This window comes from Streptomyces sparsogenes subsp. cuspidosporus (assembly GCF_039532705.1).
Classification (GTDB): Bacteria; Actinomycetota; Actinomycetes; order Streptomycetales; family Streptomycetaceae; genus Streptomyces; species Streptomyces sparsogenes.
The window spans coordinates 1-21,119 of sequence record NZ_BAAASD010000044.1 but is presented as its reverse complement, the minus strand read 5'-3'; the positions used below and the strand labels follow the sequence as shown (position 1 = coordinate 21,119).

Genomic DNA, 21,119 nt, shown 5'->3' with positions numbered 1-21,119 from the left:
ACCGCCTACATCCGACTACATGGACCGGCTCCATGGACCGACTACATGGACCGGCTCCATGGACCGGCTAGAGATACAGCCCGGTGGAGTCCTCGGACCCCTCGAGCCGCTCGGCCGCGACCGCGTGCAGATCGCGCTCCCGCATCAGGACGTACGCGACGCCGCGGACCTCGACCTCGGCCCGGTCCTCGGGGTCGTAGAGCACCCGGTCGCCCGGCTCCACGGTCCGCACGTTCTGCCCGACCGCGACCACCTCGGCCCAGGCCAGCCGCCTGCCGACCGCCGCGGTCGCCGGAATGACGATGCCGCCGGTCGAGCGCCGCTCGCCCTCCGGGATGTCGGTTCGTACCAGCACCCGGTCGTGCAGCATCCGGATGGGCAGCTTGTCATGGGAGGTGTTCGTACTCACGCCCTTGACCGTACCTGGCCGGGCGGCGCGCCGGTGGCACAGCCCGGGCAGAGCCCGCCCGGGCACCCGTGCCGCCCCGCCCCGCTCCCGCCGTCCCGCTACGGACGGCGACGCCGCGAGGACACCGCGTACAGCCCGGCGAGCCCCACCACCAGGAGCGCCACCGGAATGATGCGCTCCAGTCGGGGGGCGCCCTCCTCGGAGACAAACTGGGCGCGCACGCCGGTGACGGCGCGGTTCACCGACACATAGGCCCGCCCCGCCGTCCGGTCCACGGCCGCGGCCGCCTTCGCCTTCGCGTCCCCGACGATCGTCCTGGGATGCATCCGCACCCCGATCTCGTCGAGCGTCACGGCGAGCTGCTGCCGCCTGCGGGCGATGTCCGCCTCGATCTGCGCAGGGGTCCTGGCCTCCGACACCGCGCTGCCTCCGTCAATCTCGATGATCCGGTGATGGACAGTGTGTCAGTTCCCCCTGGCCCCCGCCCCACAGCACCCCCGATCGGGAACCTGGCTAATGTCGGGTACGTACACACCCGCGCCACGCACACGTGCCCCGAGGAGACCCCACCATGAGCGAGCGCCTGCAGCCCGGCGACACCGCCCCCGCCTTCACCCTCCCCGACGCGGACGGCAAGCCTGTCTCGCTCGCCGACTACGCGGGCCGCAAGGTGATCGTCTACTTCTACCCGGCCGCCCTCACCCCCGGCTGCACCAAGCAGGCCTGCGACTTCACCGACAACCTCGACCTCCTCGCCCAGCACGGCTACGACGTCGTGGGCATCTCCCCCGACAAGCCCGAGAAGCTGGCCAGGTTCCGCGACAAGGAGAGCCTCAAGGTCACCCTCCTCGGCGACCCCGACAAGGAGATCCTCCAGGCGTACGGCGCGTTCGGCGAGAAGAAGATGTACGGCAAGACGGTCACCGGCGTGATCCGCTCCACGGTCGTCGTCGACGAGCAGGGCAAGGTCGAGCGGGCCCTGTACAACGTCCGCGCCACGGGCCATGTCGCCAAGATCATCAAGGATCTGGGCCTCTGACCCGACCGCTCCTGGGGCGGCGCCCGGCGCCGCGGGGTGGTCAGGTGGCCACCCCGCGGCGCCGGCGAGCGCCCCGGCATCACCTCGGCCCCGGGATCACCTCTGCCCCGGGATCATCTGGCCCGCCCCGGGATCATCTGGCCCGCCCCGGCATTACCTGGCACGTAATCGACCGCTTCCGGCGGCTCGGACATCCTGATCACATCGCAGCGACGGACCGCTGAACCAGGATGAACCAGGGAGCCGAGATGTTCTTCGAGACCACTGACGGGACCCGCCTCGCGTACGAGGACTACGGGCAGGGTCGGCCGATCGTCTTCGTCACCAGCTCCATGCTCAACACCGAGATGTGGGAGTACCAGATCCCCTTCTTCGTCGAGCAGGGCTTCCGCTGCGTCTCCTTCGACCGGCGCGGCCACGGGCGCTCCGACCGCCCCTCCACCGGCTACGACATCGACACCCTGGCCGACGACCTCGCCGCCTTCCTCGACCACCTCGACCTGCACGACGTGATCTTCGTCGCCCACTCCCTGGGCGGCGCCGAGGTGGCCCGCTACCTCGGCCGCCACGGCGAGGACCGCGCCGACCGCGCCGTGTTCGTCTCCGCCATCCTGCCGTTCCTCAAGCAGACCGAGGACAACCCGGAGGGCGCCCCCGAGGCGGCCCTGGACGCCATGCTCGCGGCGATCCGCGCCGACCGCCCCAAGTGGCTCACCCGGCAGTCACAGGCCTACTTCGCCACCCAACTGGGCACCGAGGCCTCCCCCGCCATGATCGACTGGAAGATCCGGATGTGCCTGTCCGCCTCCCCCTGGGCCACCCTCCAGGTCCAGCAGACCGTCTTCCACACCGACAACCGCGAGTACCTGCGCGGGCTCACCCTCCCGACCCTGGTCATCCACGGCGACGCGGACTTCTCCGCCCCGGCCGAACTGACCGGCCGCCGCACCGCGGCGCTGATCCCCGGCACCGTCTACAAGGAGTACCCGGCGGCCGGGCACGGCCTCTACGTCACCCACAAGGATCAGCTCAACGCCGACATCCTCGACTTCATCAAGTCGTGACGTGCCTCACCTCCGGGGCCGGGCGGTGGGCGTGACTTCTGGGCGACGGGTTCGTTACTCAGTGCGATGGTGCTACGTGTGGTCGCACAGGGAGGGGAACCATGCGCATCAGATACACGCCCGAGCTGCTCTCGGAAGTCGCACGCACCTCGAAGACCATCGATGAGGCCATACGGCGGTCCGGGGGCAAGCCGACCGTCGGCAGCAGAAGCTACCTCCGCCGCAAATTCGCCGAGGCGGGCATCGACGCCTCGCATCTCCGCACGCCGCCGGTGCGCCACAGCGAATCACGACTCCGCGAAGTCGTCGCGTGTTCGACCAGTGTGGCCGAGGTCGTTCGCCGCCTGAGGATCAGCCCTGTGGGCGGCAATCAGGCCCATATCGGCCGCCGCATCGCCGCCCTCGGCATCGACACGTCGCACTTTTCGGCGCAATCGCCCCAACGCCCAAGGAGACGGTTGAGGGACCGTCTGGTTCTGGGATCGCAGTCGGACGGAAGGATCCCCGGCGAGCGGCTGCGCAGAGAACTCATCCGGCGTGATGTTCCGGAGGTGTGTGCGATGTGCGGCACGGGCCGGGAATGGAACGGCAAGCCGCTGCGTCATGAAGTCGACCACATCAACGGCGACTGGTGGGATAACCGCCCAGAGAACCTGAGGCTTCTGTGCCCCAACTGCCATGCGGTGACTGACACATACCGCGGTCGCAAGCGGCAGCGCGCGGCATGAGTCGGCGTGGCACGCAGCGGCTGCTTCCCCAGAACGAGCTATTGCGGGCTGTCACCGAGTCCTACAGCGTGGCTGGAGTGTTGCGCGCTCTGGAGCTCCCCGCCGGAGGTGCGAGCCGCGCTCTGGTACAGCGGAGCATCGCCACGTACGGGATCTCGACCGCTCACTTCATCGGCCAAGGCCACCAGTGTGGCCGGCCTTCTCCGTATCGCAAGTCCGCCGCCGCAATCCTCCGGAAACTCGAGCCCGGGGCCACCCGGACGAAAACCTCACAGCTAAGGCGCGCGCTCGAGGAGAGTGCCGTGCCGCGAGTCTGTGACGAGTGCGGGACGGGTGATACGTGGCAGGGCCGACGGCTCGTACTGGAGATCGACCACATCAACGGGGATCGGTGGGACAACCGCCTCCAGAACCTGCGGTACCTCTGTCCCTCCTGCCACAGTCAGACAAAGACCTTCTCCGGACGGGGACGACAACGCACCGCCACTTGGCGTCAGCGATTCGACACGCAGTAGACTCGCGCTCGACGGGTCCGTATCCCAGCTGGCCAGAGGACGCCGGTTTAGATCCGGTGTGTCGTGGGTTCGAGTCCCACCGGGCCCACCGTGGAAGGCGCGGCACCAGACAGGTGCCGCGCCTTCGTCTCACTCACCCCAGCAGATCCCGCACCACCGGCGCCAGCGCCCGAAACGCCTTGCCCCGGTGGCTGATCGCGTTCTTCTCCTCCGGGGTCAGCTCGGCGCAGGTGCGAGTCTCGCCGTCGGGCTGGAGGATCGGGTCGTAGCCGAAGCCCCCGCCGCCGACGGGGTCCCGGCGGAGGGTGCCGGGGAGGCGGCCGGTGACGACGCGTTCGGTGCCGTCGGGGAGGGCGAGGGCGGCCGCGCATGCGAAGTGGGCGGCGCGGTGTTCGTCGGGGACGTCGGCGAGTTGGGCGAGCAGCAGCTCCAGGTTGGCCCGGTCGTCGCCGTGGCGGCCCGACCAGCGGGCCGAGAAGATGCCGGGGGCGCCGCCGAGGACGTCGACGCACAGCCCGGAGTCGTCGGCGACGGCGGGGTGGCCGGTGGCCCGGGCCAGGGCGTGGGCCTTGAGGAGGGCGTTCTCGGCGAAGGTCACCCCCGTCTCCTTGACGTCGGGGACCTCCGGATACGCGTCGGCGCCCACGAGTTCGACGTCGAGACCGGCGTCGCTCAGGATCGAGCGCAGCTCGGTGATCTTGTAGGTGTTGCGGGTGGCGAGGATCAGGCGCTTCATGGGTGTCGATTATCGACGGTGCCGTCAGGGGCTGCAGACCTTGGTCAGCTCGCCCGCCGCGTCCTTGACGGGGCCGAGGTCGGGGTCCTGGCCCTTGTCGATGGCGGTCTGGACGTTGTCCACGGCCTTTTGGAGGTGGTCGACGGCCTTGCCGACATCCGCGTTGTCGGTCTTGTCCTTGATCTTGTCGATGTCCTTGTCGAGGGCGTCGAGCAGGTTGTCGGCGTCCTGCGGATCGACCGCGGCGCCGCTCACCGCGTCCTGGAGGTTGTCCACGTCGGTGGAGATGTCCACGGCGAGCTGCGCGCAGTCGATGGCCTTCTCGACCGCGCTGCAGCCTGCCGTGAGCGGCACTGCGAGGACGATGGTGGTGAGCGCGGCGAGCGCGGTCGTACGGCGGTGGTGGCGCGGCGCCATGGACGGGTCCCCTCCCCTGGTGGCGGTGCGGGCGCCCGCAGTCGCGCGCGCCCGCCCCCGGTTTCCGTACCTGACTACACGCCAACAGGCGTCAGAGGGTTGCTCGGCGGGGTTGCCCGGTGGCGTTCCCCGGCGCGGGTCAGAGCTCGCCGGCGAGCGCCGCCCGCTGGATCTCGGCCAGTTCCCCGCAGCCCGCGACGGCCAGGTCCAGCAGCCCGTTGAGCTCCTCGCGCGCGAAGGGCTCGCCCTCGGCCGTGCCCTGGACCTCGACGAAGCGCCCGTCGCCCGTGCAGACGACGTTCATGTCGGTCTCGGCACGCACGTCCTCCTCGTAGCACAGGTCGAGCAGCGGGACGCCGCCGACGATGCCGACGCTGACGGCCGAGACCGTCCCGGTCAGCGGCTGGCGGCCGGCCTTGATGAGCTTCTTGCCCTGGCCCCAGGTGATGGCGTCGGCGAGAGCCACGTACGCGCCGGTGATGGCCGCGGTGCGGGTGCCGCCGTCGGCCTGGAGCACGTCGCAGTCCAGGACGACGGTGTTCTCGCCGAGGGCCTTGAAGTCGATGACGGCGCGCAGCGAGCGGCCGATGAGGCGGGAGATCTCGTGCGTACGGCCGCCGATCTTGCCGCGGACGGACTCGCGGTCGCCGCGGGTGTTGGTGGCGCGCGGCAGCATGGCGTACTCGGCGGTGACCCAGCCCTCGCCGCCGCCCTTGCGCCAGCGCGGCACGCCCTCGGTGAAGCTGGCCGTGCACAGGACGCGGGTGCCGCCGAAGGAGACGAGGACGGAGCCCTCGGCGTGCTTGCTCCATCCGCGCTCGATGGTCACGGGGCGGAGCTGGTCGTGGGTGCGGCCGTCGATACGAGACATGGGTCGAGCCTATCGGCAATGCGGAGGGCGGTTCAGTGGCTCAGGTCAGGCCGGCCCCATCAGGTCAGCGGCTTCACATGAGGTCTTCGATCTCGGTGGCCACGGGGTCCGCGTCGGTGCCGATGACGACCTGGACGGCGGTGCCCATCTTCACCACGCCGTGCGCGCCGGCGGCCTTGAGCAGGGCCTCGTCGACGAGGGCGGCGTCCTTGACCTCGGTGCGCAGACGGGTGATGCAGCCCTCGACCTCGATGATGTTGTCGATACCGCCGAGCCCGGCGACGATCTTCTCAGCCTTGCTGGCCATGTCCACTCCTGTTGTCTCGGCCTGGTGCTCGGGTCGCTTCTCGGCCCTGGGGCGATCCCTGGGCGATCCCCGGGGCGATACCGGCGAGCGGGTTGTCATACGTTAACCAGGTTTAGCCCGGTTCGCTCGGTCATGTCCGCCGCCGAGACCTCCGCCAGTGGTTCAGACCACCATGGCTCGGGAGTCCCAGGCGCAGGAGTGCCGGGCGAGAAGCGCCGGGCTGAGGAGTCGCACAGGCCGAGGCCCCGGAACCGAGCGGTTCCGGGGCCTGGTCACGTACGGCGACTGCCGCCGTACGGTCACGTAAGGCGGCCGCCGCCGTCAAAGCTCGTAGACCGCGCCCGCCTTCGCCAGCTCCACCGGCCCGCCGAAGACCGCCTGCGCGTCCCGCTGGTTGATCTGGGGATCCGTCCACGGCGGGATGTGCGTCAGCACCAGCGTGCCGACCCCGGCCCGCCGCGCGTGCTCCCCCGCCTGCCGCCCGTTCAGGTGCAGCTCGGGGATGTCCTCCTTGCCGTGCGTGAACGCCGCCTCGCACAGGAACAGGTCGGCGCCCCGGGCGAGGTCCACCAGCGCCTCGCAGGGGCCGGTGTCGCCGGAGTAGACCAGTGAACGCCCGCCGTGCTCGATGCGGAAGCCGAACGCCTCCACGGGGTGGCAGACCCGGGCGGTGCGGATCGTGAAGGGGCCGAGGGTGAAGGTGCCCGGGGTCAGCGTGCGGAAGTCGAAGACCTCCTGCATGCACTTCTCGTCGGGCACGTCGTCATACGCCCGGACCAGCCGGCGCTCGGTGCCCTCGGGGCCGTAGACCGGGATCGTCTCGGCGCGCCCGCCGTCGTGCCGGTAGTAGCGGGCGACGAAGTACGCGCACATGTCGATGCAGTGATCGGGGTGCAGGTGGGAGAGGAACACGGAGTCGAGGTCGTAGAGACCGCAGTGGCGCTGCAGCTCGCCGAGGGCGCCATTGCCCAGGTCGAGCAGCAGCCTGAAGCCGTCGGCCTCTACGAGGTAGCTCGAGCAGGCCGATTCCGCGGACGGGAACGACCCTGAGCATCCGACGACGGTGAGCTTCATGAAGCAGGAACCTCCTCGGGGGGTCCCCATGCCGAAGGCCATGGGCGGGTGCGGGGGTCATGCGGTGCCCCCGAGCGTAAGCCGCTGAAGCCCTGGTCGCTCCTCCACAAGCCCGCGTTGTGGGCGGAATCACCAGGACGGCCGGGAACTCGGCCCCCGGCGGTCCCGGTACGACCCACCGGCCCCACCCACTAGGGGGTGCCTTGTGGATCAGGCTGGATCAGCGAGCGGCGTCTGGTGCGTCCAGCCGCAAGGCGGAGGAGGAGAGCGCAGCGGCGCTGCGTGCGACGACGACAACGCAGCCGGGGGCACCTCCCAGCGGTAGCTGGGGGCGGGCGTGCCAGGCGTCGGGAGCCCAGCATGATCCACAAGGCACCCCCTACGCCCAGAGCTGGCCGTGCAGCGTCTCGATGGCCTCCTCGGTGGTGGCGGCGGTGTAGACGCCGGTCGACAGGTACTTCCAGCCGCCGTCGGCGACCACGAAGACCACGTCGGCGCTCTCGCCGGCCTTCACCGCCTTGCGGGCGACGCCGAGCGCGGCGTGCAGCGCGGCGCCCGTCGAGACGCCCGCGAAGATGCCCTCCTCGGCGAGGAGTTGCCGGGTGCGGGCCACCGCGTCCTCGGAGCCGACGGAGAAGCGGCTGGTCAGCACGGTCTCGTCGTACAGCTCGGGGACGAAGCCCTCGTCGAGGTTGCGCAGGCCGTAGACGACGTCGTCGTAGCGGGGCTCGGCGGCGACGATCTGCACCCCGGGGACGTGCTCGCGCAGATAGCGGCCGACGCCCATCAGGGTGCCGGTGGTGCCGAGCCCGGCGACGAAGTGGGTGATCGACGGCAGGTCGGCCAGGATCTCCGGGCCGGTGGTGGCGTAGTGGGCGCCCGCGTTGTCGGCGTTGCCGTACTGGTAGAGCATCACCCAGTCCGGATGCTCGGCGCTCAGTTCCTTGGCGACCCGTACGGCGGTGTTGGAGCCCCCGGCGGCCGGCGAGGAGATGATCTCCGCGCCCCACATGGCGAGCAGTTGGCGCCGCTCCTCGCTGGTGTTCTCCGGCATGACGCACACGATGCGGTAGCCCTTGAGCTTGGCCGCCATGGCGAGCGAGATGCCGGTGTTGCCGGAGGTCGGCTCCAGGATGGTGCAGCCGGGGGTCAGCCTGCCGTCCTTCTCGGCCTGCTCGATCATGTGGAGCGCGGGCCGGTCCTTGATCGAGCCGGTGGGGTTGCGGTCCTCCAGCTTCGCCCAGACGCGGACGTCGGCGGAGGGCGAGAGCCGCGGCAGCCTGACGAGCGGCGTGTTGCCGACCGCGGCCAGAGGGCTGTCGTACCGCATCAGACCCCGCCGCCCGCGACGGCCGGGAGGATGGTCACGCTGTCGCCGTCGGAGAGCTTGGTGGTCACGCCGTCGAGGAAGCGCACGTCCTCGTCGTTCAGGTAGACGTTGACGAAGCGGCGCAGCTCGCCGTCCTGGACCAGGCGGTCCTGGATGCCGGCGTGCCGGGTCTCGAGGTCGGCGAACAGCTCGGCGATCGTGTTCCCGCTGCCCTCGACCGCCTTCTGGCCGTCGGTGTAGGTGCGGAGGATGGTCGGGATGCGGACCTCGATGGCCATGTGTGGGCTCCTGTCGGAGGGCGGGGTTTCAGGGCCCTCCCGGACGACGTCCGGGGGGAGGTGCGGTGCGCACGGCGGCGCGCGGGCGGAGGGCGTGACTCCGCGGCGGTCAGGCGGCGGCCCGGCGCGGACACATCGCGCTGGCGAGCCGGCACAGGTCGACGTGGAGCCGCGCGACGAGCAGCATGCCCGGCGTCTTGTCGCTCACATCATCGAAAACCATGGAGTCATCGTATCGATTCCCGACCCCGCCCTCCGAGAAGCGTCCCGCGATGCGGTCGGTCTTCGACCACGATGCGAGACGGAGGCATGGCGCGTACCCGTTTCAGGCCGCGTTCCGGCCCCCGTCTCAGCCCCGTCTCAGCCCGCGTTTCCGTACGCTTCGACGACCTCGACCTCTTCCTCGGTGACCTCTCCGTCCACGATCCGGAAGGAGCGGAACTGGACCGGGCCCTCGTCGTTGCCGCACTCCGCGGTGGAGACCAGGACGTAGTGGGCGCCGGGCTCGTTGGCGTAGGAGATGTCCGTGCGGGAGGGGTAGGCCTCGGTGGCGGTGTGCGAGTGGTAGATGACCACGGGCTCCTCGTCCCGGTCGTCCATCTCGCGGTAGAGCTTGAGCAGATCGGTCGAGTCGAACTCGTAGAAGGTGGGCGAACGGGCCGCGTTCAGCATCGGGATGAACCGCTCGGGGCGGCCGCTGCCGGCCGGGCCGGCGATCACGCCGCACGCCTCGTCGGGGTGGTCGGCGCGGGCGTGCGCGACGATCTGGTCATGGAGGGCCTGCGTGATGGTCAGCATGGCCAAAGAATAAGACGGGCCCCGGATCGTGAGATCCGGAGCCCGTCTACCGAGACGGAGCCTGTCTACCGAGACGGAGCCTGTCTACCGAGACGGAGCCCGTCTGCCGGGAGGGAGTCCGTCGCTACTTCGCGACCTGGTCCCGCTCCGGGGCCGCGGCGGCCACCTGCGGCGAGCGGCTCTTGAGGACGGCCCAGCCGATGGCCAGGCACACGGCCCAACCCGCGCCGACGTACAGCGAGATCCGGGCGTCCTTGTCGTAGGCGACCAGGCAGGTGACGAAGAGCAGGAAGATCAGCGCGACCCAGCTGAAGACGGCGCCGCCGGGGGCCGGGAAGGACGAGGCGGGGAGCCGGCCGGCGCGCACGGCGCTCCGGTAGCGGATGTGGCTGATCAGGATCATCGACCAGGACCAGATGCCCGCCGCGGTGGCGACCGAGGTGACGTACTCGAAGGCCTTCTCCGGGACCAGGTAGTTCAGGACCACGCCGATGCCCATGAGGGCGACGGACAGGGTGATGCCGATGGCCGGGGTCTTGCGGCCGCTGAGCTTGCCGAACACCTGCGGGGCCTCGCCGTTCGCGGCCAGGTCGCGCAGCATGCGGCCGGTCGAGTACATGCCGGAGTTGCAGGACGACAGGGCCGCGGTGAGCACCACGAAGTTGACGATGCCCGCGGCGAAGGGGATGCCGATCACCGAGAAGGCGTGGACGAAGGGGCTCTCGCCCGCCGAGAACTCGGTCCACTTGACCACGGAGAGCAGGACCAGCAGGGCGCCCACGTAGAAGAGCAGGATGCGCCAGGGCAGGGTGTTGATCGCCTTGGGCAGGGTCTTCTCCGGGTCCTCGGACTCGCCCGCGGTGACGCCGACCAGCTCGACGGCGATATAGGCGAACATCACGCCCTGCAAGGTCATCAGGCTGTCGCCGATCCCGCTCGGGAAGACGCCTCCATGGGACCAGAGGTTGGACACGGCGGCGGTGTCACCGGCCTGGGAGAAGCCGAGGGTGAGCACGCCGAGGCCGATGACGATCATGCCGATGATCGCGGTGACCTTGACCATCGAGAACCAGAACTCGACCTCGCCGAAGATCTTCACCGAGATCAGGTTGACCCCGAACAGCACCACCAGGAACACCAGGGCGCTGACCCACTGCGGGATGTCCGGGAACCAGTAGTGGATGTAGATGGCGGCCGCGGTGAGCTCGGCCATGCCGGTGACCACCCACAACAGCCAGTACGTCCAGCCGGTCACATAGCCGAAGAACGGGCCGAGGAACTCGCGGGCGTACTCCGAGAAGGAGCCGGTGACCGGGCGGTACAGGAGCAGCTCACCGAGCGCCCGCATGATGAAGAAGATGACCACGCCGGCGAGGGCGTACATCAGGATGATGCTGGGTCCGGCCTTGGCGATGTTCGCCCCGGCCTTCATGAAGAGACCGACGCCGATGGCTCCGCCGATGGCGATCATCTGGACCTGGCGACTGCCGAGGCCCCGTTCGTAGCCCTCTTCGGAAGTGTTGCTCGCGGCCCCATTGCCGACGGCGTCGTCTCCAGGCCGATCGACCCGCACTGAGGTCATGGTTCCTGCGCCTTTCTTCCTGTGGCGGCTGGCGATCGTGAAGATTTATCACGGTCGCAACACTGATCCACACGGGGCGATGTGTGGCACACCACAGGAAGAAGCGGACAAAGGCCCTACGAAGCACCAAAAGGCCCCATCATGGTGACGCGATCGTTATCCGGACTTGAGCATCCTCTAAACGAACAGTCAGATGGGCGAACGCGGGGTGGCGAGGGCGGCCGCCAGGGCGCCCGGAGCGGTGATCAGGACGCCGCTCACTGATCAGGGCGCCGCTCAGGGCATCAGGGTCTCGACGAGGGTCTCCTGGAGACCGCCGAGCCAGAAGTACGCCATCACCATGGGCTTGCGCGGATCGCTGTCCGGCAGCCGCAGCAGCTCGCCGCCGTCGTCCTCGTCGGTGACCTCCAGCCGGGTGCCGATGGCCAGCCGCAGGTCGTTCAGCGCCCCGAGCCACTGCCGGGACTGCTCGGGCGACAGCTCCAGCACCCCCGGGCCGGCCCCGGCTTCCGCCCCCGCGAGGGCGTCCAGGCCGCGCACCACCGCCAGGGCGTCCTCGCGCTTGCGGGCCCGCAGGTCGTTCTCGGTGTAGCGGCGGAACTCGGCCGAGGCGGCGCGCGCCGCGGCCTCCTCCTCGGCCCCCGGCTTCCGGTCCGGCCCGCCGTACGCGTCCGGGAAGAGCCGGGCCAGCGCCGGGTCCGCGGGCGGCTTGGTGGGTCCCTCGGCGAACAGCGCGTCCAGCGGGTCCCGCCCCTCCACCGGCTCCGCGCCGGGCCCGATCAGCTCCAGCAGCTGGACGGCCAGGCTGCGCAGGATGGAGATCTCCACCTCGTCCAGGGCCAGCCTGGCCCCGCCGCCGGGCAGCGGCTCGAAGTGCCCCGCCATCAGCGGTCCTGCTGGAGGGTCGCCCACAGTCCGTACCCGTGCATCGCCTGCACGTCGCGCTCCATCTCCTCGCGCGTGCCGCTCGACACGATCGCGCGGCCCTTGTGGTGGACGTCCAGCATCAGTCGGTGCGCCTTGTCCTTTGAATAGCCGAAGTACGTCTGAAAGACATACGTGACATAGCTCATGAGGTTGACCGGGTCGTTGTGCACGACGGTGACCCACGGGACATCGGGTTCGGGTACCACCGAGGGCGCCTCGCTGGACTGGGGCCGTTCGATCTCCACCGGTGTCGCACTCACACCTCCCATGCTGCCACCCGGCATGGTCCGTCGCCTAAACCGGCACCAGAAATCGTCACTTTGACGAGTAGCGGAGGTAGCATCATCGTCTATGAACACCGCTCACCTCGGACTGCCGGTGGACGTGCCATCGACAGCGCTGTTCACCGACCGGTACGAACTGACCATGCTGCAGGCCGCCCTGCGCGCCGGCACCGCCGACCGCCGCACGGTCTTCGAGGTCTTCACCCGCCGCCTCCCCGAGGGGCGGCGGTACGGCGTCGTCGCCGGCACCGGCCGGGTGCTGGACGCCGTGGAGAACTTCCGCTTCGATCGCGGCGTGCTCGACTTCCTCGCCGACCAGCGGATCGTGGACGAAGCGACGCTCCAGTGGCTCGCCGACTACCGCTTCCGCGGCGACATCTGGGGCTACCCGGAGGGCGAGGTCTACTTCCCCGGCTCGCCGATCATGCGCGTCGAAGGCAGCTTCGGCGAGGCCGTCCTGCTGGAGACGGTGATCCTGTCCATTCTCAACCACGACTCCGCCGTCGCCGCCGCGGCCTCCCGGATGTCGGTCGCCGCCGCCGGCCGCCCGCTGATCGAGATGGGCGCCCGCCGCACCCACGAGCTGTCCGCCGTCGCCTCGGCCCGCGCCGCGTACGTCGGCGGCTTCTCCTCCACCTCCGACCTGGCCGCCGGCTTCCGCTACAAGATCCCGACCGTGGGCACCAGCGCGCACGCCTTCACCCTGCTGCACGACACCGAGCGGGACGCCTTCACCGCGCAGGTCGACTCGCTCGGCAGCGGCACCACCCTCCTGGTCGACACCTTCGACGTCGCCGAGGCGGTGCGCACCGCTGTCGAGGTCGCGGGCACCGAGCTGGGGGCGGTGCGGATCGACTCCGGGGACCTGCTGCTGCTCGCCCACCGGGTGCGCCACCAGCTCGACGAGCTGGGCGCCAAGAAGACCAAGATCGTGGTCACCAGCGATCTCGACGAGTACGCCATCGCCTCGCTCGCGGCCGCGCCCGTGGACGCGTACGGCGTCGGCACCCAGCTGGTCACCGGCAGCGGCCACCCGACCTGCTCGATGGTCTACAAGCTGGTCGCCCGGGCCGGCTCCGACGACCCGGCCGCGCCGCTGCGCCCCGTGGCGAAGAAGTCCATGGGCGCGAAATCCTCGATCGGCGGCCGCAAGTGGGCCGCGCGGCGGCTGGACGAGGACGGCGTGGCCGAAGCCGAGGTCGTCGGCAGCGGCCCGGTCCCGGAGGGGCTCGCGGACCGGCAGCTGCTGGTCGAGCTGGTGCGCGGAGGCAAGGTGGTGGCCCGCGAGCCACTGGACGCGGCGCGGGACCGACACGTGGCGGCACGGTCGGCGCTGCCTCTGTCGGCGACGCAGCTCTCGCGAGGCGAGGCGGTCATCCCGACGGAGTACGTGGTGGGCTGACCGGAGGCGGCTCGTCCCTCCGGCGGAACGCCGCCCCCGGCCGCCTCGGCCCCGGCGCCCCTGGGGCGGCGGAGCCGAGGGGCGCCAGGAGCGAGCGGCGGGGCCGGGCGACGGCCCCGAGCGCCCGCGGTGGCGCCCTCGGTCCCGGCACCCTTGGGCGGCGGGACCGGACGGTGGGCCTGGGCAGCGGGCCCGCGCGGCGACCGGGGGCCTGGGCGGTAGGGGACGAGCGGCGGGCCGGGCGACGAACAGGCGGCGGGGCCCAGCGCCGGGCGGCCCCGCGCCAGGCACGCCGCCGCGCCGGGAGGCCACGCGCCAGGCACGGCGGCACAACGGGCATGGCCGCGCGCCCAGCGGCCCCTTACCAAGGGGCCGCGCGTCAGGCGGGGCCGCGCGCCGGACGGCCGCACGCCGGGCCTGGCCGCGCCGGGCGGCCACGCAGCCCCGCGCCCGGCGCGCTGCCGCGCGCGGGAAGGGCGCACGGTAGGGCGCAACGCGGCGCGTGACGACGGCGTGCGCACCGGTCGATGCGGCGCGTGCGCCCGGATTCGCGCCCGGCCGCCGTATCGTGCCGGAGCGCGACCCCACCGGTCCCGCGTCCGGTCCCCGCCCACTCCCGCATTGAAGGCCGAGTCTCTACCCTCGGTGACAGCCACCCCATCCGTCGAATCACCAGTACAGCCACCGATTCGGGCCGAGTCGCTTCCCGGTCCCCCACCTGTTTCCAGCCGGAAGGCGCACGCCATGCACCGGGCACTGATCGTCGTCGACGTCCAGAACGACTTCTGCGAGGGCGGCAGCCTCGCGGTCGCGGGCGGCGCGGATGTCGCCGCCGCCATCACCGACCTCATCGGGGAGGCGACCCCGGGTTACCGCCATGTCGTCGCCACCCGTGATCACCACATCGACCCGGGGGACCACTTCTCGGACCACCCCGACTACGAACGCACCTGGCCGCCGCACTGCGTCGCGGGCACCGAGGGCAGCGGCTTCCACCCGAACTTCGCGCCCGCCGTCGCCTCCGGGGCGATCGACGCGGTCTTCGACAAGGGCGCGTACGCGGCGGCGTACAGCGGCTTCGAGGGGGCCGACGAGAACGGCATGCCGCTCGCGCGCTGGCTGCGGGAGCGCGGCGTGACCGAGGTGGACGTGGTGGGCATCGCGACCGACCACTGCGTGCGGGCCACGGCCCTGGACGCGCGCCGCGAGGGGTTCGCGACGCACGTCCTGCTCGATCTGACCGCCGGGGTCGCCGAGACCACCACGGAGCGGGCCCTGGAGGAGCTGCGCGCGGCGGGCGTGGAGCTCTCGGGCAAGCCGGTGGTCTGAGGGCCGCTGTTTCGCTGGTTTGCGGTGAGTATGGGACAGCGACACACCGATGTCACGGCGTGTCGCTGTCCCATACTCACCGCAAATCCACCGGGCCGGGCCTACGCCGTCGCGGGCGGCCGCAGCAGGGCCGCGATGGGGTGCCACAGCTCCCCCACCCCGTAGGGCGCCGTGCGCCACACCAGCCCGTCCGGGTGGTGCAGCACCGCCGTCACCTCGTCCGGGGTCGGCGGCGCGCTGTTCCCCCGCAGGTAGACCGCCCGCAGTCCGAGGTTGCGCAGCCTGGTCAGGGCGCGCTGGCGGTTCGCGGCGTGCACCAGCACCCGTACGCCGCCCTCGCCGAGCGGTCGCGGCAGGGTCAGTGCCACGACCACGCTGCCGCCCGGCAGCTTGGTGAATCCTCCATCGGCCATGGGTCCATGCCCCCCGTGAGACGTCGTGTCAACAAGATAGGTCGTAGGGGCATCTAAACGCGAACGGCCGCCGCCCGCTAGAGGGCGACGGCCGCTACCGCTGTGACCTGCGACGATGGCAGATCTGTCGATCTTAGGAGGCGGACCGGGAGACCTGCACGGTCATCGTGGAGGCGCCCGGCAGCTCCTTCAGGATGGAGATCCGGGTGTTGGTGTCAGCAACCCGCACCCCACCCGTCGGGTTGGATTCGTACCAGTACGTACCCTTGTGGTCGTCGAAGACCGGCGTGCCCCGCTTCGCCGGGACCTTCGCGGCCACACCGTTCTTGTGGAGCGTGAAGCCGTCCGTCGGGTACCAGCTGAAGGGCGAGTCGTAGGTCTGGACGCGGTTGCGCATCAGCGTGCCGTCGGCCCAGGTGTGCGGGGTGGCGTGCGCGTCGACGGGCAGGATCTGGCCGTAGCCGGGGTGCTCGCCGACGTTGTTGTCCGGCTGCGAGGTGTCCCACAGCCAGATCAGCAGGCCGTTCTGGTACGGGAAGTGCTCGACCCAGTCCGGCCGGCTGCCCAGCCAGCCGAAGTTGTACGGGCCGGTCTTGAGGGTCTTGTCGTAGGACACGTACTGGCGGTTCTCGGCGATGTAGTACTGCGGGTAGTCCTTGGTGAAGGACGCCCCGATGCGCGAGAAGCCGGCCGTGGTCCAGCCGTTGTCGTCACCCTCGGCGCCGTCGGTCAGCACCGGCGCGCCGTCCGCCGTGAGGGTGATCGCGTCGGCCGCGAAGCCCCTCCCGGCGACGCCGCCGTCCGTCTGGTAGCGGAAGCGGAGCTGGATCTTCTTGCCCGCGTAGGCGTCGAGCGGGAAGGACAGCTTCTTGTACGCGCCCGAGGCCCCGGTCAGCGCGGGCTTGTCGGCGGCGTCGCGCGGGATGGCCTTGCCGTCCGCCGTGCCGTCCACCGGCGTCCAGTTGGCGCCGCCGTCCGTGGACACCTCGGTGTAGAGGTAGTCGTAGTTCTCCTCGATGTCCCACCAGCCCTTGAGGTCCAGGCTCGCCTTGGACTTGCCGGTGAGGTCCACGGACCGGGTCAGGGTGTTCTTGAGGTCGTCGCCCATGCCGCTCCACCACTGCTTGGAGCCCTCGGCGGGCGTGACGACCTCGGTGGTCACGGCCTTGTCGGGCAGCTGGACCACCAGCGCCTGCGGGTTCTTGGTGTTGTACTCGGCCGGCCCGAGGGTGTGCCGGGACCTGGTGCCGGCCTTCGCCGTGTCGTAGTCCAGCCAGCCGAGCTGCAGCTTGTCCCAGGCGCTCATGTCGCCCGGCAGGTCGCCGATGGCGTCCTCGCCGGTGCCCAGCCAGGAGCCGGCGGACATCAGCGACCAGAAGGCGACCGCCGACTCGCCCTTGCCGGTGGTGTCGTACTCGTCCGGCAGGCCCAGGTCATGGCCGTACTCGTGGGCGAAGACGCCGAGTCCGCCGTTCTCCGGCTGCATGGTGTAGTCGCCGACCCAGATGCCGGTGTCGCCGATCTGCGCGCCGCCGGCCTTGTTCCCGGCCGGGCCGGTCTGCCCCGCGTTCGTGCCGTACGCGTACCAGCGGTGGGCCCAGATCGCGTCCGTGCCCTGGGTGCCGCCGCCCGCCGACTCGTCCTCGCCGGCGTGGACGATCTGGAAGTGGTCGATGTAGCCGTCGGGCTCGTTGAAGTTGCCGTCGCCGTCGAAGTCGTAGCGGTCCCACTGGTCGTACTTCGCCAGGTCCGCCTTGATGTCGGCGTCGCTGCGGCCGGCCGCCTTCTGGTCCTTGGCCCACTGGTTCACGCCGTCGCGGATCAGGTCCCAGGCGTTGGCGCAGTTGGTGTCGCCGCAGTAGTTGGAGCCGTAACGGGCCTCGTTCCAGTCGACCTTGACCCAGTCGGAGACCTCGCCGTCCACCGAGTAGCGGCCCGAGGACTGCTTCTCGTAGTACTTCTTCAGCGACTCCTTCCCCTTTTCGGCGGAGAAGTAGAGGTCCTGGAAGTGCCGGCGGTTGTAGTCCTTCTGCCAGGCGGTGCTGTTGTCGTCGGCCCGGTCCGGCTGGGGGATGGTGTTGTGCGCCGGGCCCGGCTGGCCGCCGTACTTCTTGACCGGCGGCTTCGGGCCGTCCGGGCCGTCCGGGTCGTACATGGTGGTGTCGTCCACCTTGTCGCCGAACTCGACCAGGATCGTGAAGATCTTGTCGGTCTTCTCCCGGGCCAGCTCGACGTACTTGTCCTTGCCGAGCTTCACCACCCGCGACGCGCCGCGCCGTTCGGCCTTCGCGTCGCCGGATATGACCTGGCGCAGCGCCTCCTCGCGCTGGGCCTCCTGCTGCTTGCTGTAGGGCCCGGCCAGGTCGTGCTCGACATCGGTCTTCGCGGGCGCCGGGTCGCGGCGTTCGACACGCGTAGACGAACCCTCGTCCGCCTGGGCCGCACTCGTCGAGAGCGCCGCCGCGCCGAGCGCGGCGACCACGGTGGCGATGGCGGCCGCTCTGGCGGCCCTCCGTTGACTGTTCACTCTTCTCCAGTCCTCCCCAGTGACACCAGTGCGGGACATTTGACCGGAGAGGCAGGAGAAAAGACAGCCCTTGACTTGGACAGAGGGGACAAGTAGGTTTCCGGGCCCATCTCTACCGGATACCGGACGCCAACGGGCCCGCGCATCTCACCAGTTGGAATGGAGCACGGCTGTGTGCGCCCCTGCGCCCCCCGTGCAACGGCGCCGTGGGTCAGGTCACGCTTACTCGCGTTTCCCCTCGGGCATTCAGCACCGTAGAGTCATTTTGCCGGTGCACATCCGTGCGACTCCTGCCCCCCGCATAGTCGATGCCTCGAGGACGGATCCCGCCATGCCGCGCCCGACTCCTGCTCAGTTCGCCTACGGTTCGGCCACCGTCGTCTTGTCGACCTTCGCCATGCTGCTGTTGTCCCAGACGCGCGCGGGCCTCGGGGTCGCGGTGATCGCCGTGGCGGGGCTGGTGCTCGGACTCCTCGTCGCCGTCACGGTCCCCATGCCCGGCACCCCCCGCGCCGACCGGGCGACGGCGGCCCGTACGAACCGCGCGCCCCGGACCTCCGCACACGCGCATGCCGAGCCGCTGGAGCCGCGGGTCAGCGAGCACTCGTTGCGCGGCTGAGGCCTGTGCCCTCGTCCGGCTAGGCCGCCACCACGACGGTTTTGGCCACCTTGTCGTGCAGGCACTGGCGCAGCGGCTGGTCCCAGGTGCACCACAGGACATTGACCAGCCAGAACAGGGTGCCCACCAGCAGCGGGATCAGCATCCCCGGCAGCACGTACACCACGGCCCGCACCCAGCCCTGACCGCGCGGCACATCCCCGTCCGACAGCATCGCCACCCGGATGCGCAGCGCCTTCTTGCCGAGCGTCTGGCCGCTGCGGGCCAGCATCACGCCCTCGTAGACGAAGTAGACCGCCATGGTGATCACCAGGGCGAGGATCACCTTGCCCGTGTCCTGCTCGCCCGGGTGATCGTAGGCGTACCCGAGCGCGCCGGTCGCGGTGAGCGCCACGGTCCAGATGACGCCGAGGATCAGGGTGTCGACCAGCCGGGCGGCGAAGCGCTGACCGGGGGTCGCGGGGGGCGGCATTCCTTCGGGGCGGGCGTCGTGCTGGTACGAGAGCTGGTCGGGGGTCATGCCCCGATTACACCAGCAGGCGGTGGACAGCGGACAGCGCGGGGGCGGTGGGCCGCGCGGGCGGTGGGCCGCGCGGGCGGTGGGCCGCGCGGGCGGTGGGCCGCGCGGGCGGCGGTCGGTCGGGCGGGTGGCGGTCGGTCGCGCGGGCGGGCGGGCGGTGGGCCGGGCGGCGGATCAGGACGGGACGGAGACCACGACCGTCTTGGCGACCTTGTCGTGCAGGCACTGGTGGAACGGCCGGTCCCAGGTGCACCACAACACATTGACCAGCCAGAAGATGAAGCCGCAGCACGGCACGATCTCCGGCAGGGCGTAGGTACCGGCGCGCAGCCAGCCCGGCTGGCCGGCCGGGATCTCCCCGTTCTCCAGCATGGCGACGCGGATCCGCATGACCTTCTTGCCCACCGTCTGGCCGTACTTGGTCAGCATCAACCCCTCGTAGACGAAGTACACCAGGGCGTAGACGATCGTCATGGCGGTCGCCTCGTTGTTGTTGTTCACCGGGTCGTAGTCCCCCACGAGCACTGCCATCACCAGGCCCACCGGGATGCCGATGATCAGCGCGTCGACGATCCGGGCGACGAGGCGGCGGCCGCGGTTCGCGAGCGGGGGCATGCCCGCGAGCGGGTCGGCCGCCCCGTACTCGCCGCCGTATGTGCCGCCGTAGGGCGAGCCGTACGAGGGCGGCGGCTGCCGCCCGGCGAACCGGTCGCCCTCCGTCTGCTCGGGCCGCGGCTCCTCCGGCCGGGGCTCCTCCGGCCGGGGCTCCCCGGGGCGGGGCTCCCCGGGGCGGGGCTCGCCGTCCCGGGGCTCGTGGGGCCGGGGATCATCGGGCCCCGGCGTCGGCTGGTCGGTGCTCATGGCCCGAGTCGACCCCGGAGCCGGGGCGGCCGCATCCGGCGCGCTCCGTTCGGGCGACCGGGATGCACCGTACGTGTCAGCGCCCCGTACGGTGCCCGCACCCGGCGGGCCGGGCCCGTCCCCTCAGCCGCGACCCGCCACGAAGGTGCGCGCCGCCTTGTCGTGCCAGCACTGCCGCCACGGGCGGTCGAACAGGCACCACAGCACATTGAGGACGCCGACCGCCAGCAGCCCGAGCACCCCGTACACCAGCCAGCGGCGCAGTGCGGCGCCGAACGAGGGGGTGTCGTGCTCCTCGATGTCCAGGACCCGCAGCCCGCACAGCTTCTTGCCCAGCGTGCCGCCCCACTTGGCGGTCGGCAGCGCCTCGTAGATCACGCCGACGACGAGCAGCAGGCCGAGCACCGCGCCGAGGTAGGCGCCCGTGGTGCCGTCGAGCCAGTAGACGGTGACGGTCTCGCCGGTGAGCTTGGCGCGCTCCACCTTCTCGTCGAAGTGGTCGCTCGCCTTGGTCCACAGCGGGTACGCCGCCGCGCCGACGACGCCGAGGAGCACGGCGGAGTCGATGAGCCGGGCCAGGAGGCGCCGGCCGAGGGCGGCCGGCCGGCCTTGGGTCTGGGCGGCCCGCAGGAACGGGTTGTCGACGGGGGGCTTCCACGGGATGACGCCTTCCGGCGGGCCGCCGGGGGCGGCGCCGGGGGCCGGGGGCGTGCCGGGCACACCGGGCCCGGGCTGCTGGGCGAGCTGCCGCACCTGCTGCTGCCAGCCGGGCTGCGGCTGCTGGTGCTGGGGCTGGGGCTGTTGCTGCTGGGGCTGGGGCTGTTGCTGCTGGGGCTGGGGCTGTTGCTGCTGGGGCTGGGGCTGGGGCTGTTGTTGCTGGTGCTGCGGGTGCGGCTGTTGTGGGGGCAGGGGCTGCTGCTGGGGCCGGGCTCCGGGCGCACCGGCCTGCGCGGGGACGCCGCCGGGGGGCGCGGCGGGGCCGCCGGCCGGCCCGCCCTGCGGGGGAGCGCCACCGGGAAGCAGGACACCGCCCTGCGGGGGCAGCCCACTCGCGCCCTGCGCGGGAGCGGCCCCGCCGGGACGGCCGGG

Annotated in this window: 27 protein-coding genes and 1 tRNA gene; 9 read left to right on the top strand and 19 right to left on the bottom strand. The window is 71.1% G+C overall.

The annotated features are described in order from the left end of the window. Nucleotides 1–67: 67 nt before the first annotated feature. Together ABFY07_RS34915 and ABFY07_RS34910 are read right to left on the bottom strand one after the other, a co-directional pair. Nucleotides 68–409 carry a GroES family chaperonin gene (locus ABFY07_RS34915; RefSeq protein WP_065959991.1) on the bottom strand — a complete coding sequence of 114 codons (342 nt, stop codon included), beginning with the start codon at nt 407–409 and terminating at the stop codon, nt 68–70. Nucleotides 410–507: 98 nt separating this feature from the next. Then, nucleotides 508–828, bottom strand: coding sequence for a DUF3618 domain-containing protein (locus ABFY07_RS34910; RefSeq protein ID WP_346178349.1), 321 nt, complete (start codon nt 826–828; stop codon nt 508–510). Nucleotides 829–980: 152 nt separating this feature from the next. Between ABFY07_RS34910 and bcp the strand changes: the two genes are divergently transcribed. From bcp to ABFY07_RS34890, 5 genes are all read left to right on the top strand, one after another. Continuing rightward, a complete protein-coding gene (gene bcp / locus ABFY07_RS34905) occupies nt 981–1,448 on the top strand; it encodes a thioredoxin-dependent thiol peroxidase (protein WP_065959996.1) in 468 nt (155 codons plus the stop codon). Nucleotides 1,449–1,696: 248 nt separating this feature from the next. Then, entirely contained in the window at nt 1,697–2,512 is an 816-nt protein-coding gene (locus ABFY07_RS34900; protein ID WP_346178348.1) for an alpha/beta fold hydrolase, read from the top strand. 101 nt (nt 2,513–2,613) lie between these two features. Continuing rightward, nucleotides 2,614–3,240 carry an HNH endonuclease gene (locus ABFY07_RS34895; RefSeq protein WP_346178347.1) on the top strand — a complete coding sequence of 209 codons (627 nt, stop codon included), beginning with the start codon at nt 2,614–2,616 and terminating at the stop codon, nt 3,238–3,240. Beyond that, nucleotides 3,237–3,755: an HNH endonuclease signature motif containing protein gene (locus tag ABFY07_RS43285; RefSeq protein ID WP_428837062.1), complete on the top strand. Its 519-nt coding sequence runs from the start codon at nt 3,237–3,239 to the stop codon at nt 3,753–3,755. Before ABFY07_RS34895 ends, ABFY07_RS43285 begins: the two co-directional genes overlap by 4 nt. Before the next feature lie 13 nt (nt 3,756–3,768). After that, a tRNA-Leu gene (locus ABFY07_RS34890) sits at nt 3,769–3,843 on the top strand. A gap of 45 nt (nt 3,844–3,888) precedes the next feature. On the opposite strand, the gene rdgB is transcribed toward ABFY07_RS34890, so the two are convergent. The 12 genes from rdgB to clpS all read right to left on the bottom strand — a co-directional run bounded on the left by rdgB (nt 3,889) and on the right by clpS (nt 12,344). Further along, complete coding sequence (gene rdgB / locus ABFY07_RS34885) at nt 3,889–4,491, bottom strand: RdgB/HAM1 family non-canonical purine NTP pyrophosphatase (RefSeq protein ID WP_346178346.1); 603 nt, start codon at nt 4,489–4,491, stop codon at nt 3,889–3,891. A gap of 24 nt (nt 4,492–4,515) precedes the next feature. Then, a complete protein-coding gene (locus tag ABFY07_RS34880) occupies nt 4,516–4,908 on the bottom strand; it encodes a hypothetical protein (protein WP_346178345.1) in 393 nt (130 codons plus the stop codon). A gap of 139 nt (nt 4,909–5,047) precedes the next feature. Next, nucleotides 5,048–5,779, bottom strand: coding sequence for a ribonuclease PH (gene rph / locus ABFY07_RS34875; RefSeq protein ID WP_346178344.1), 732 nt, complete (start codon nt 5,777–5,779; stop codon nt 5,048–5,050). A 73-nt stretch (nt 5,780–5,852) separates the two neighbouring features. Further along, nucleotides 5,853–6,185 (bottom strand): PTS sugar transporter subunit IIB, encoded by a 333-nt coding sequence (locus ABFY07_RS34870; protein ID WP_079150856.1) that lies wholly within the window; start codon nt 6,183–6,185, stop codon nt 5,853–5,855. Nucleotides 6,186–6,407: 222 nt separating this feature from the next. Next, nucleotides 6,408–7,160: an MBL fold metallo-hydrolase gene (locus ABFY07_RS34865; RefSeq protein ID WP_346178343.1), complete on the bottom strand. Its 753-nt coding sequence runs from the start codon at nt 7,158–7,160 to the stop codon at nt 6,408–6,410. Between the two features lie 379 nt (nt 7,161–7,539). Next, on the bottom strand, nt 7,540–8,490 hold the full coding sequence (locus tag ABFY07_RS34860) for a PLP-dependent cysteine synthase family protein (RefSeq protein WP_346178342.1): 951 nt from the start codon (nt 8,488–8,490) through the stop codon (nt 7,540–7,542). After that, on the bottom strand, nt 8,490–8,768 hold the full coding sequence (locus ABFY07_RS34855; RefSeq protein WP_065960007.1) for a MoaD/ThiS family protein: 279 nt from the start codon (nt 8,766–8,768) through the stop codon (nt 8,490–8,492). The genes ABFY07_RS34860 and ABFY07_RS34855 overlap by 1 nt, the downstream gene beginning before the upstream one ends. Nucleotides 8,769–8,877: 109 nt before the next feature. Next, the gene (locus ABFY07_RS34850; RefSeq protein WP_342673121.1) at nt 8,878–8,991 is read right to left on the bottom strand and encodes a putative leader peptide; all 114 of its coding nucleotides are present in this window, start codon (nt 8,989–8,991) and stop codon (nt 8,878–8,880) included. Between the two features lie 137 nt (nt 8,992–9,128). Continuing rightward, entirely contained in the window at nt 9,129–9,566 is a 438-nt protein-coding gene (locus tag ABFY07_RS34845) for a M67 family metallopeptidase (protein ID WP_065960009.1), read from the bottom strand. 124 nt (nt 9,567–9,690) lie between these two features. Further along, nucleotides 9,691–11,148 carry an amino acid permease gene (locus tag ABFY07_RS34840; RefSeq protein ID WP_346178341.1) on the bottom strand — a complete coding sequence of 486 codons (1,458 nt, stop codon included), beginning with the start codon at nt 11,146–11,148 and terminating at the stop codon, nt 9,691–9,693. Between the two features lie 276 nt (nt 11,149–11,424). After that, nucleotides 11,425–12,033, bottom strand: a complete 609-nt coding sequence (locus ABFY07_RS34835; RefSeq protein WP_346178340.1) for a DUF2017 domain-containing protein — start codon at nt 12,031–12,033, stop codon at nt 11,425–11,427. After that, nucleotides 12,033–12,344 carry an ATP-dependent Clp protease adapter ClpS gene (clpS, locus tag ABFY07_RS34830; RefSeq protein WP_065960015.1) on the bottom strand — a complete coding sequence of 104 codons (312 nt, stop codon included), beginning with the start codon at nt 12,342–12,344 and terminating at the stop codon, nt 12,033–12,035. The genes ABFY07_RS34835 and clpS overlap by 1 nt, the downstream gene beginning before the upstream one ends. Before the next feature lie 82 nt (nt 12,345–12,426). Between clpS and ABFY07_RS34825 the strand changes: the two genes are divergently transcribed. Continuing rightward, nucleotides 12,427–13,761 carry a nicotinate phosphoribosyltransferase gene (locus tag ABFY07_RS34825; RefSeq protein WP_346178339.1) on the top strand — a complete coding sequence of 445 codons (1,335 nt, stop codon included), beginning with the start codon at nt 12,427–12,429 and terminating at the stop codon, nt 13,759–13,761. A gap of 744 nt (nt 13,762–14,505) precedes the next feature. Then, on the top strand, nt 14,506–15,090 hold the full coding sequence (locus ABFY07_RS34820; protein ID WP_065960041.1) for an isochorismatase family protein: 585 nt from the start codon (nt 14,506–14,508) through the stop codon (nt 15,088–15,090). 101 nt (nt 15,091–15,191) lie between these two features. On the opposite strand, the gene ABFY07_RS34815 is transcribed toward ABFY07_RS34820, so the two are convergent. Together ABFY07_RS34815 and ABFY07_RS34810 are read right to left on the bottom strand one after the other, a co-directional pair. Next, complete coding sequence (locus ABFY07_RS34815; RefSeq protein ID WP_089512381.1) at nt 15,192–15,503, bottom strand: hypothetical protein; 312 nt, start codon at nt 15,501–15,503, stop codon at nt 15,192–15,194. 133 nt (nt 15,504–15,636) lie between these two features. Continuing rightward, complete coding sequence (locus tag ABFY07_RS34810) at nt 15,637–18,030, bottom strand: immune inhibitor A domain-containing protein (protein WP_346178338.1); 2,394 nt, start codon at nt 18,028–18,030, stop codon at nt 15,637–15,639. Between the two features lie 331 nt (nt 18,031–18,361). Here ABFY07_RS34810 and ABFY07_RS34805 point away from each other — a divergent pair, with 331 nt between their 5' ends. After that, nucleotides 18,362–18,649 (top strand): hypothetical protein, encoded by a 288-nt coding sequence (locus tag ABFY07_RS34805; RefSeq protein WP_346178337.1) that lies wholly within the window; start codon nt 18,362–18,364, stop codon nt 18,647–18,649. Between the two features lie 19 nt (nt 18,650–18,668). Here ABFY07_RS34805 and ABFY07_RS34800 read toward each other — a convergent pair whose 3' ends face one another. The 3 genes from ABFY07_RS34800 to ABFY07_RS34790 form a co-directional block, all read right to left on the bottom strand. Then, a complete protein-coding gene (locus tag ABFY07_RS34800) occupies nt 18,669–19,169 on the bottom strand; it encodes an RDD family protein (protein WP_346178336.1) in 501 nt (166 codons plus the stop codon). Between the two features lie 174 nt (nt 19,170–19,343). Continuing rightward, nucleotides 19,344–20,030, bottom strand: a complete 687-nt coding sequence (locus ABFY07_RS34795) for an RDD family protein (RefSeq protein ID WP_346178335.1) — start codon at nt 20,028–20,030, stop codon at nt 19,344–19,346. A gap of 123 nt (nt 20,031–20,153) precedes the next feature. Further along, a complete protein-coding gene (locus ABFY07_RS34790) occupies nt 20,154–20,783 on the bottom strand; it encodes an RDD family protein (protein ID WP_346178334.1) in 630 nt (209 codons plus the stop codon). Nucleotides 20,784–20,813: 30 nt separating this feature from the next. Here ABFY07_RS34790 and ABFY07_RS34785 point away from each other — a divergent pair. Beyond that, nucleotides 20,814–21,119, top strand: a 306-nt coding sequence (locus ABFY07_RS34785) for a hypothetical protein (protein WP_346178333.1), incomplete at its 3' end; no start/stop codon positions are given.

What these genes read in the sequence shown, in the direction of transcription:
- bcp (WP_065959996.1), top strand. Translation starts at nt 981, where the DNA reads ATGAGCGAGCGCCTGCAGCCCGGCGACACCGCCCCCGCCTTCACCCTC.
- ABFY07_RS34900 (WP_346178348.1), top strand. Translation starts at nt 1,697, where the DNA reads ATGTTCTTCGAGACCACTGACGGGACCCGCCTCGCGTACGAGGACTAC.
- ABFY07_RS34895 (WP_346178347.1), top strand. Translation starts at nt 2,614, where the DNA reads ATGCGCATCAGATACACGCCCGAGCTGCTCTCGGAAGTCGCACGCACC.
- ABFY07_RS43285 (WP_428837062.1), top strand. Translation starts at nt 3,237, where the DNA reads ATGAGTCGGCGTGGCACGCAGCGGCTGCTTCCCCAGAACGAGCTATTG.
- rdgB (WP_346178346.1), bottom strand. Translation starts at nt 4,491, where the DNA reads ATGAAGCGCCTGATCCTCGCCACCCGCAACACCTACAAGATCACCGAG.
- ABFY07_RS34880 (WP_346178345.1), bottom strand. Translation starts at nt 4,908, where the DNA reads ATGGCGCCGCGCCACCACCGCCGTACGACCGCGCTCGCCGCGCTCACC.
- rph (WP_346178344.1), bottom strand. Translation starts at nt 5,779, where the DNA reads ATGTCTCGTATCGACGGCCGCACCCACGACCAGCTCCGCCCCGTGACC.
- ABFY07_RS34870 (WP_079150856.1), bottom strand. Translation starts at nt 6,185, where the DNA reads ATGACAACCCGCTCGCCGGTATCGCCCCGGGGATCGCCCAGGGATCGC.
- ABFY07_RS34865 (WP_346178343.1), bottom strand. Translation starts at nt 7,160, where the DNA reads ATGAAGCTCACCGTCGTCGGATGCTCAGGGTCGTTCCCGTCCGCGGAA.
- ABFY07_RS34860 (WP_346178342.1), bottom strand. Translation starts at nt 8,490, where the DNA reads ATGCGGTACGACAGCCCTCTGGCCGCGGTCGGCAACACGCCGCTCGTC.
- ABFY07_RS34855 (WP_065960007.1), bottom strand. Translation starts at nt 8,768, where the DNA reads ATGGCCATCGAGGTCCGCATCCCGACCATCCTCCGCACCTACACCGAC.
- ABFY07_RS34850 (WP_342673121.1), bottom strand. Translation starts at nt 8,991, where the DNA reads ATGGTTTTCGATGATGTGAGCGACAAGACGCCGGGCATGCTGCTCGTC.
- ABFY07_RS34845 (WP_065960009.1), bottom strand. Translation starts at nt 9,566, where the DNA reads ATGCTGACCATCACGCAGGCCCTCCATGACCAGATCGTCGCGCACGCC.
- ABFY07_RS34840 (WP_346178341.1), bottom strand. Translation starts at nt 11,148, where the DNA reads ATGACCTCAGTGCGGGTCGATCGGCCTGGAGACGACGCCGTCGGCAAT.
- ABFY07_RS34835 (WP_346178340.1), bottom strand. Translation starts at nt 12,033, where the DNA reads ATGGCGGGGCACTTCGAGCCGCTGCCCGGCGGCGGGGCCAGGCTGGCC.
- clpS (WP_065960015.1), bottom strand. Translation starts at nt 12,344, where the DNA reads ATGGGAGGTGTGAGTGCGACACCGGTGGAGATCGAACGGCCCCAGTCC.
- ABFY07_RS34825 (WP_346178339.1), top strand. Translation starts at nt 12,427, where the DNA reads ATGAACACCGCTCACCTCGGACTGCCGGTGGACGTGCCATCGACAGCG.
- ABFY07_RS34820 (WP_065960041.1), top strand. Translation starts at nt 14,506, where the DNA reads ATGCACCGGGCACTGATCGTCGTCGACGTCCAGAACGACTTCTGCGAG.
- ABFY07_RS34815 (WP_089512381.1), bottom strand. Translation starts at nt 15,503, where the DNA reads ATGGCCGATGGAGGATTCACCAAGCTGCCGGGCGGCAGCGTGGTCGTG.
- ABFY07_RS34805 (WP_346178337.1), top strand. Translation starts at nt 18,362, where the DNA reads ATGCCGCGCCCGACTCCTGCTCAGTTCGCCTACGGTTCGGCCACCGTC.
- ABFY07_RS34800 (WP_346178336.1), bottom strand. Translation starts at nt 19,169, where the DNA reads ATGACCCCCGACCAGCTCTCGTACCAGCACGACGCCCGCCCCGAAGGA.
- ABFY07_RS34795 (WP_346178335.1), bottom strand. Translation starts at nt 20,030, where the DNA reads ATGAGCACCGACCAGCCGACGCCGGGGCCCGATGATCCCCGGCCCCAC.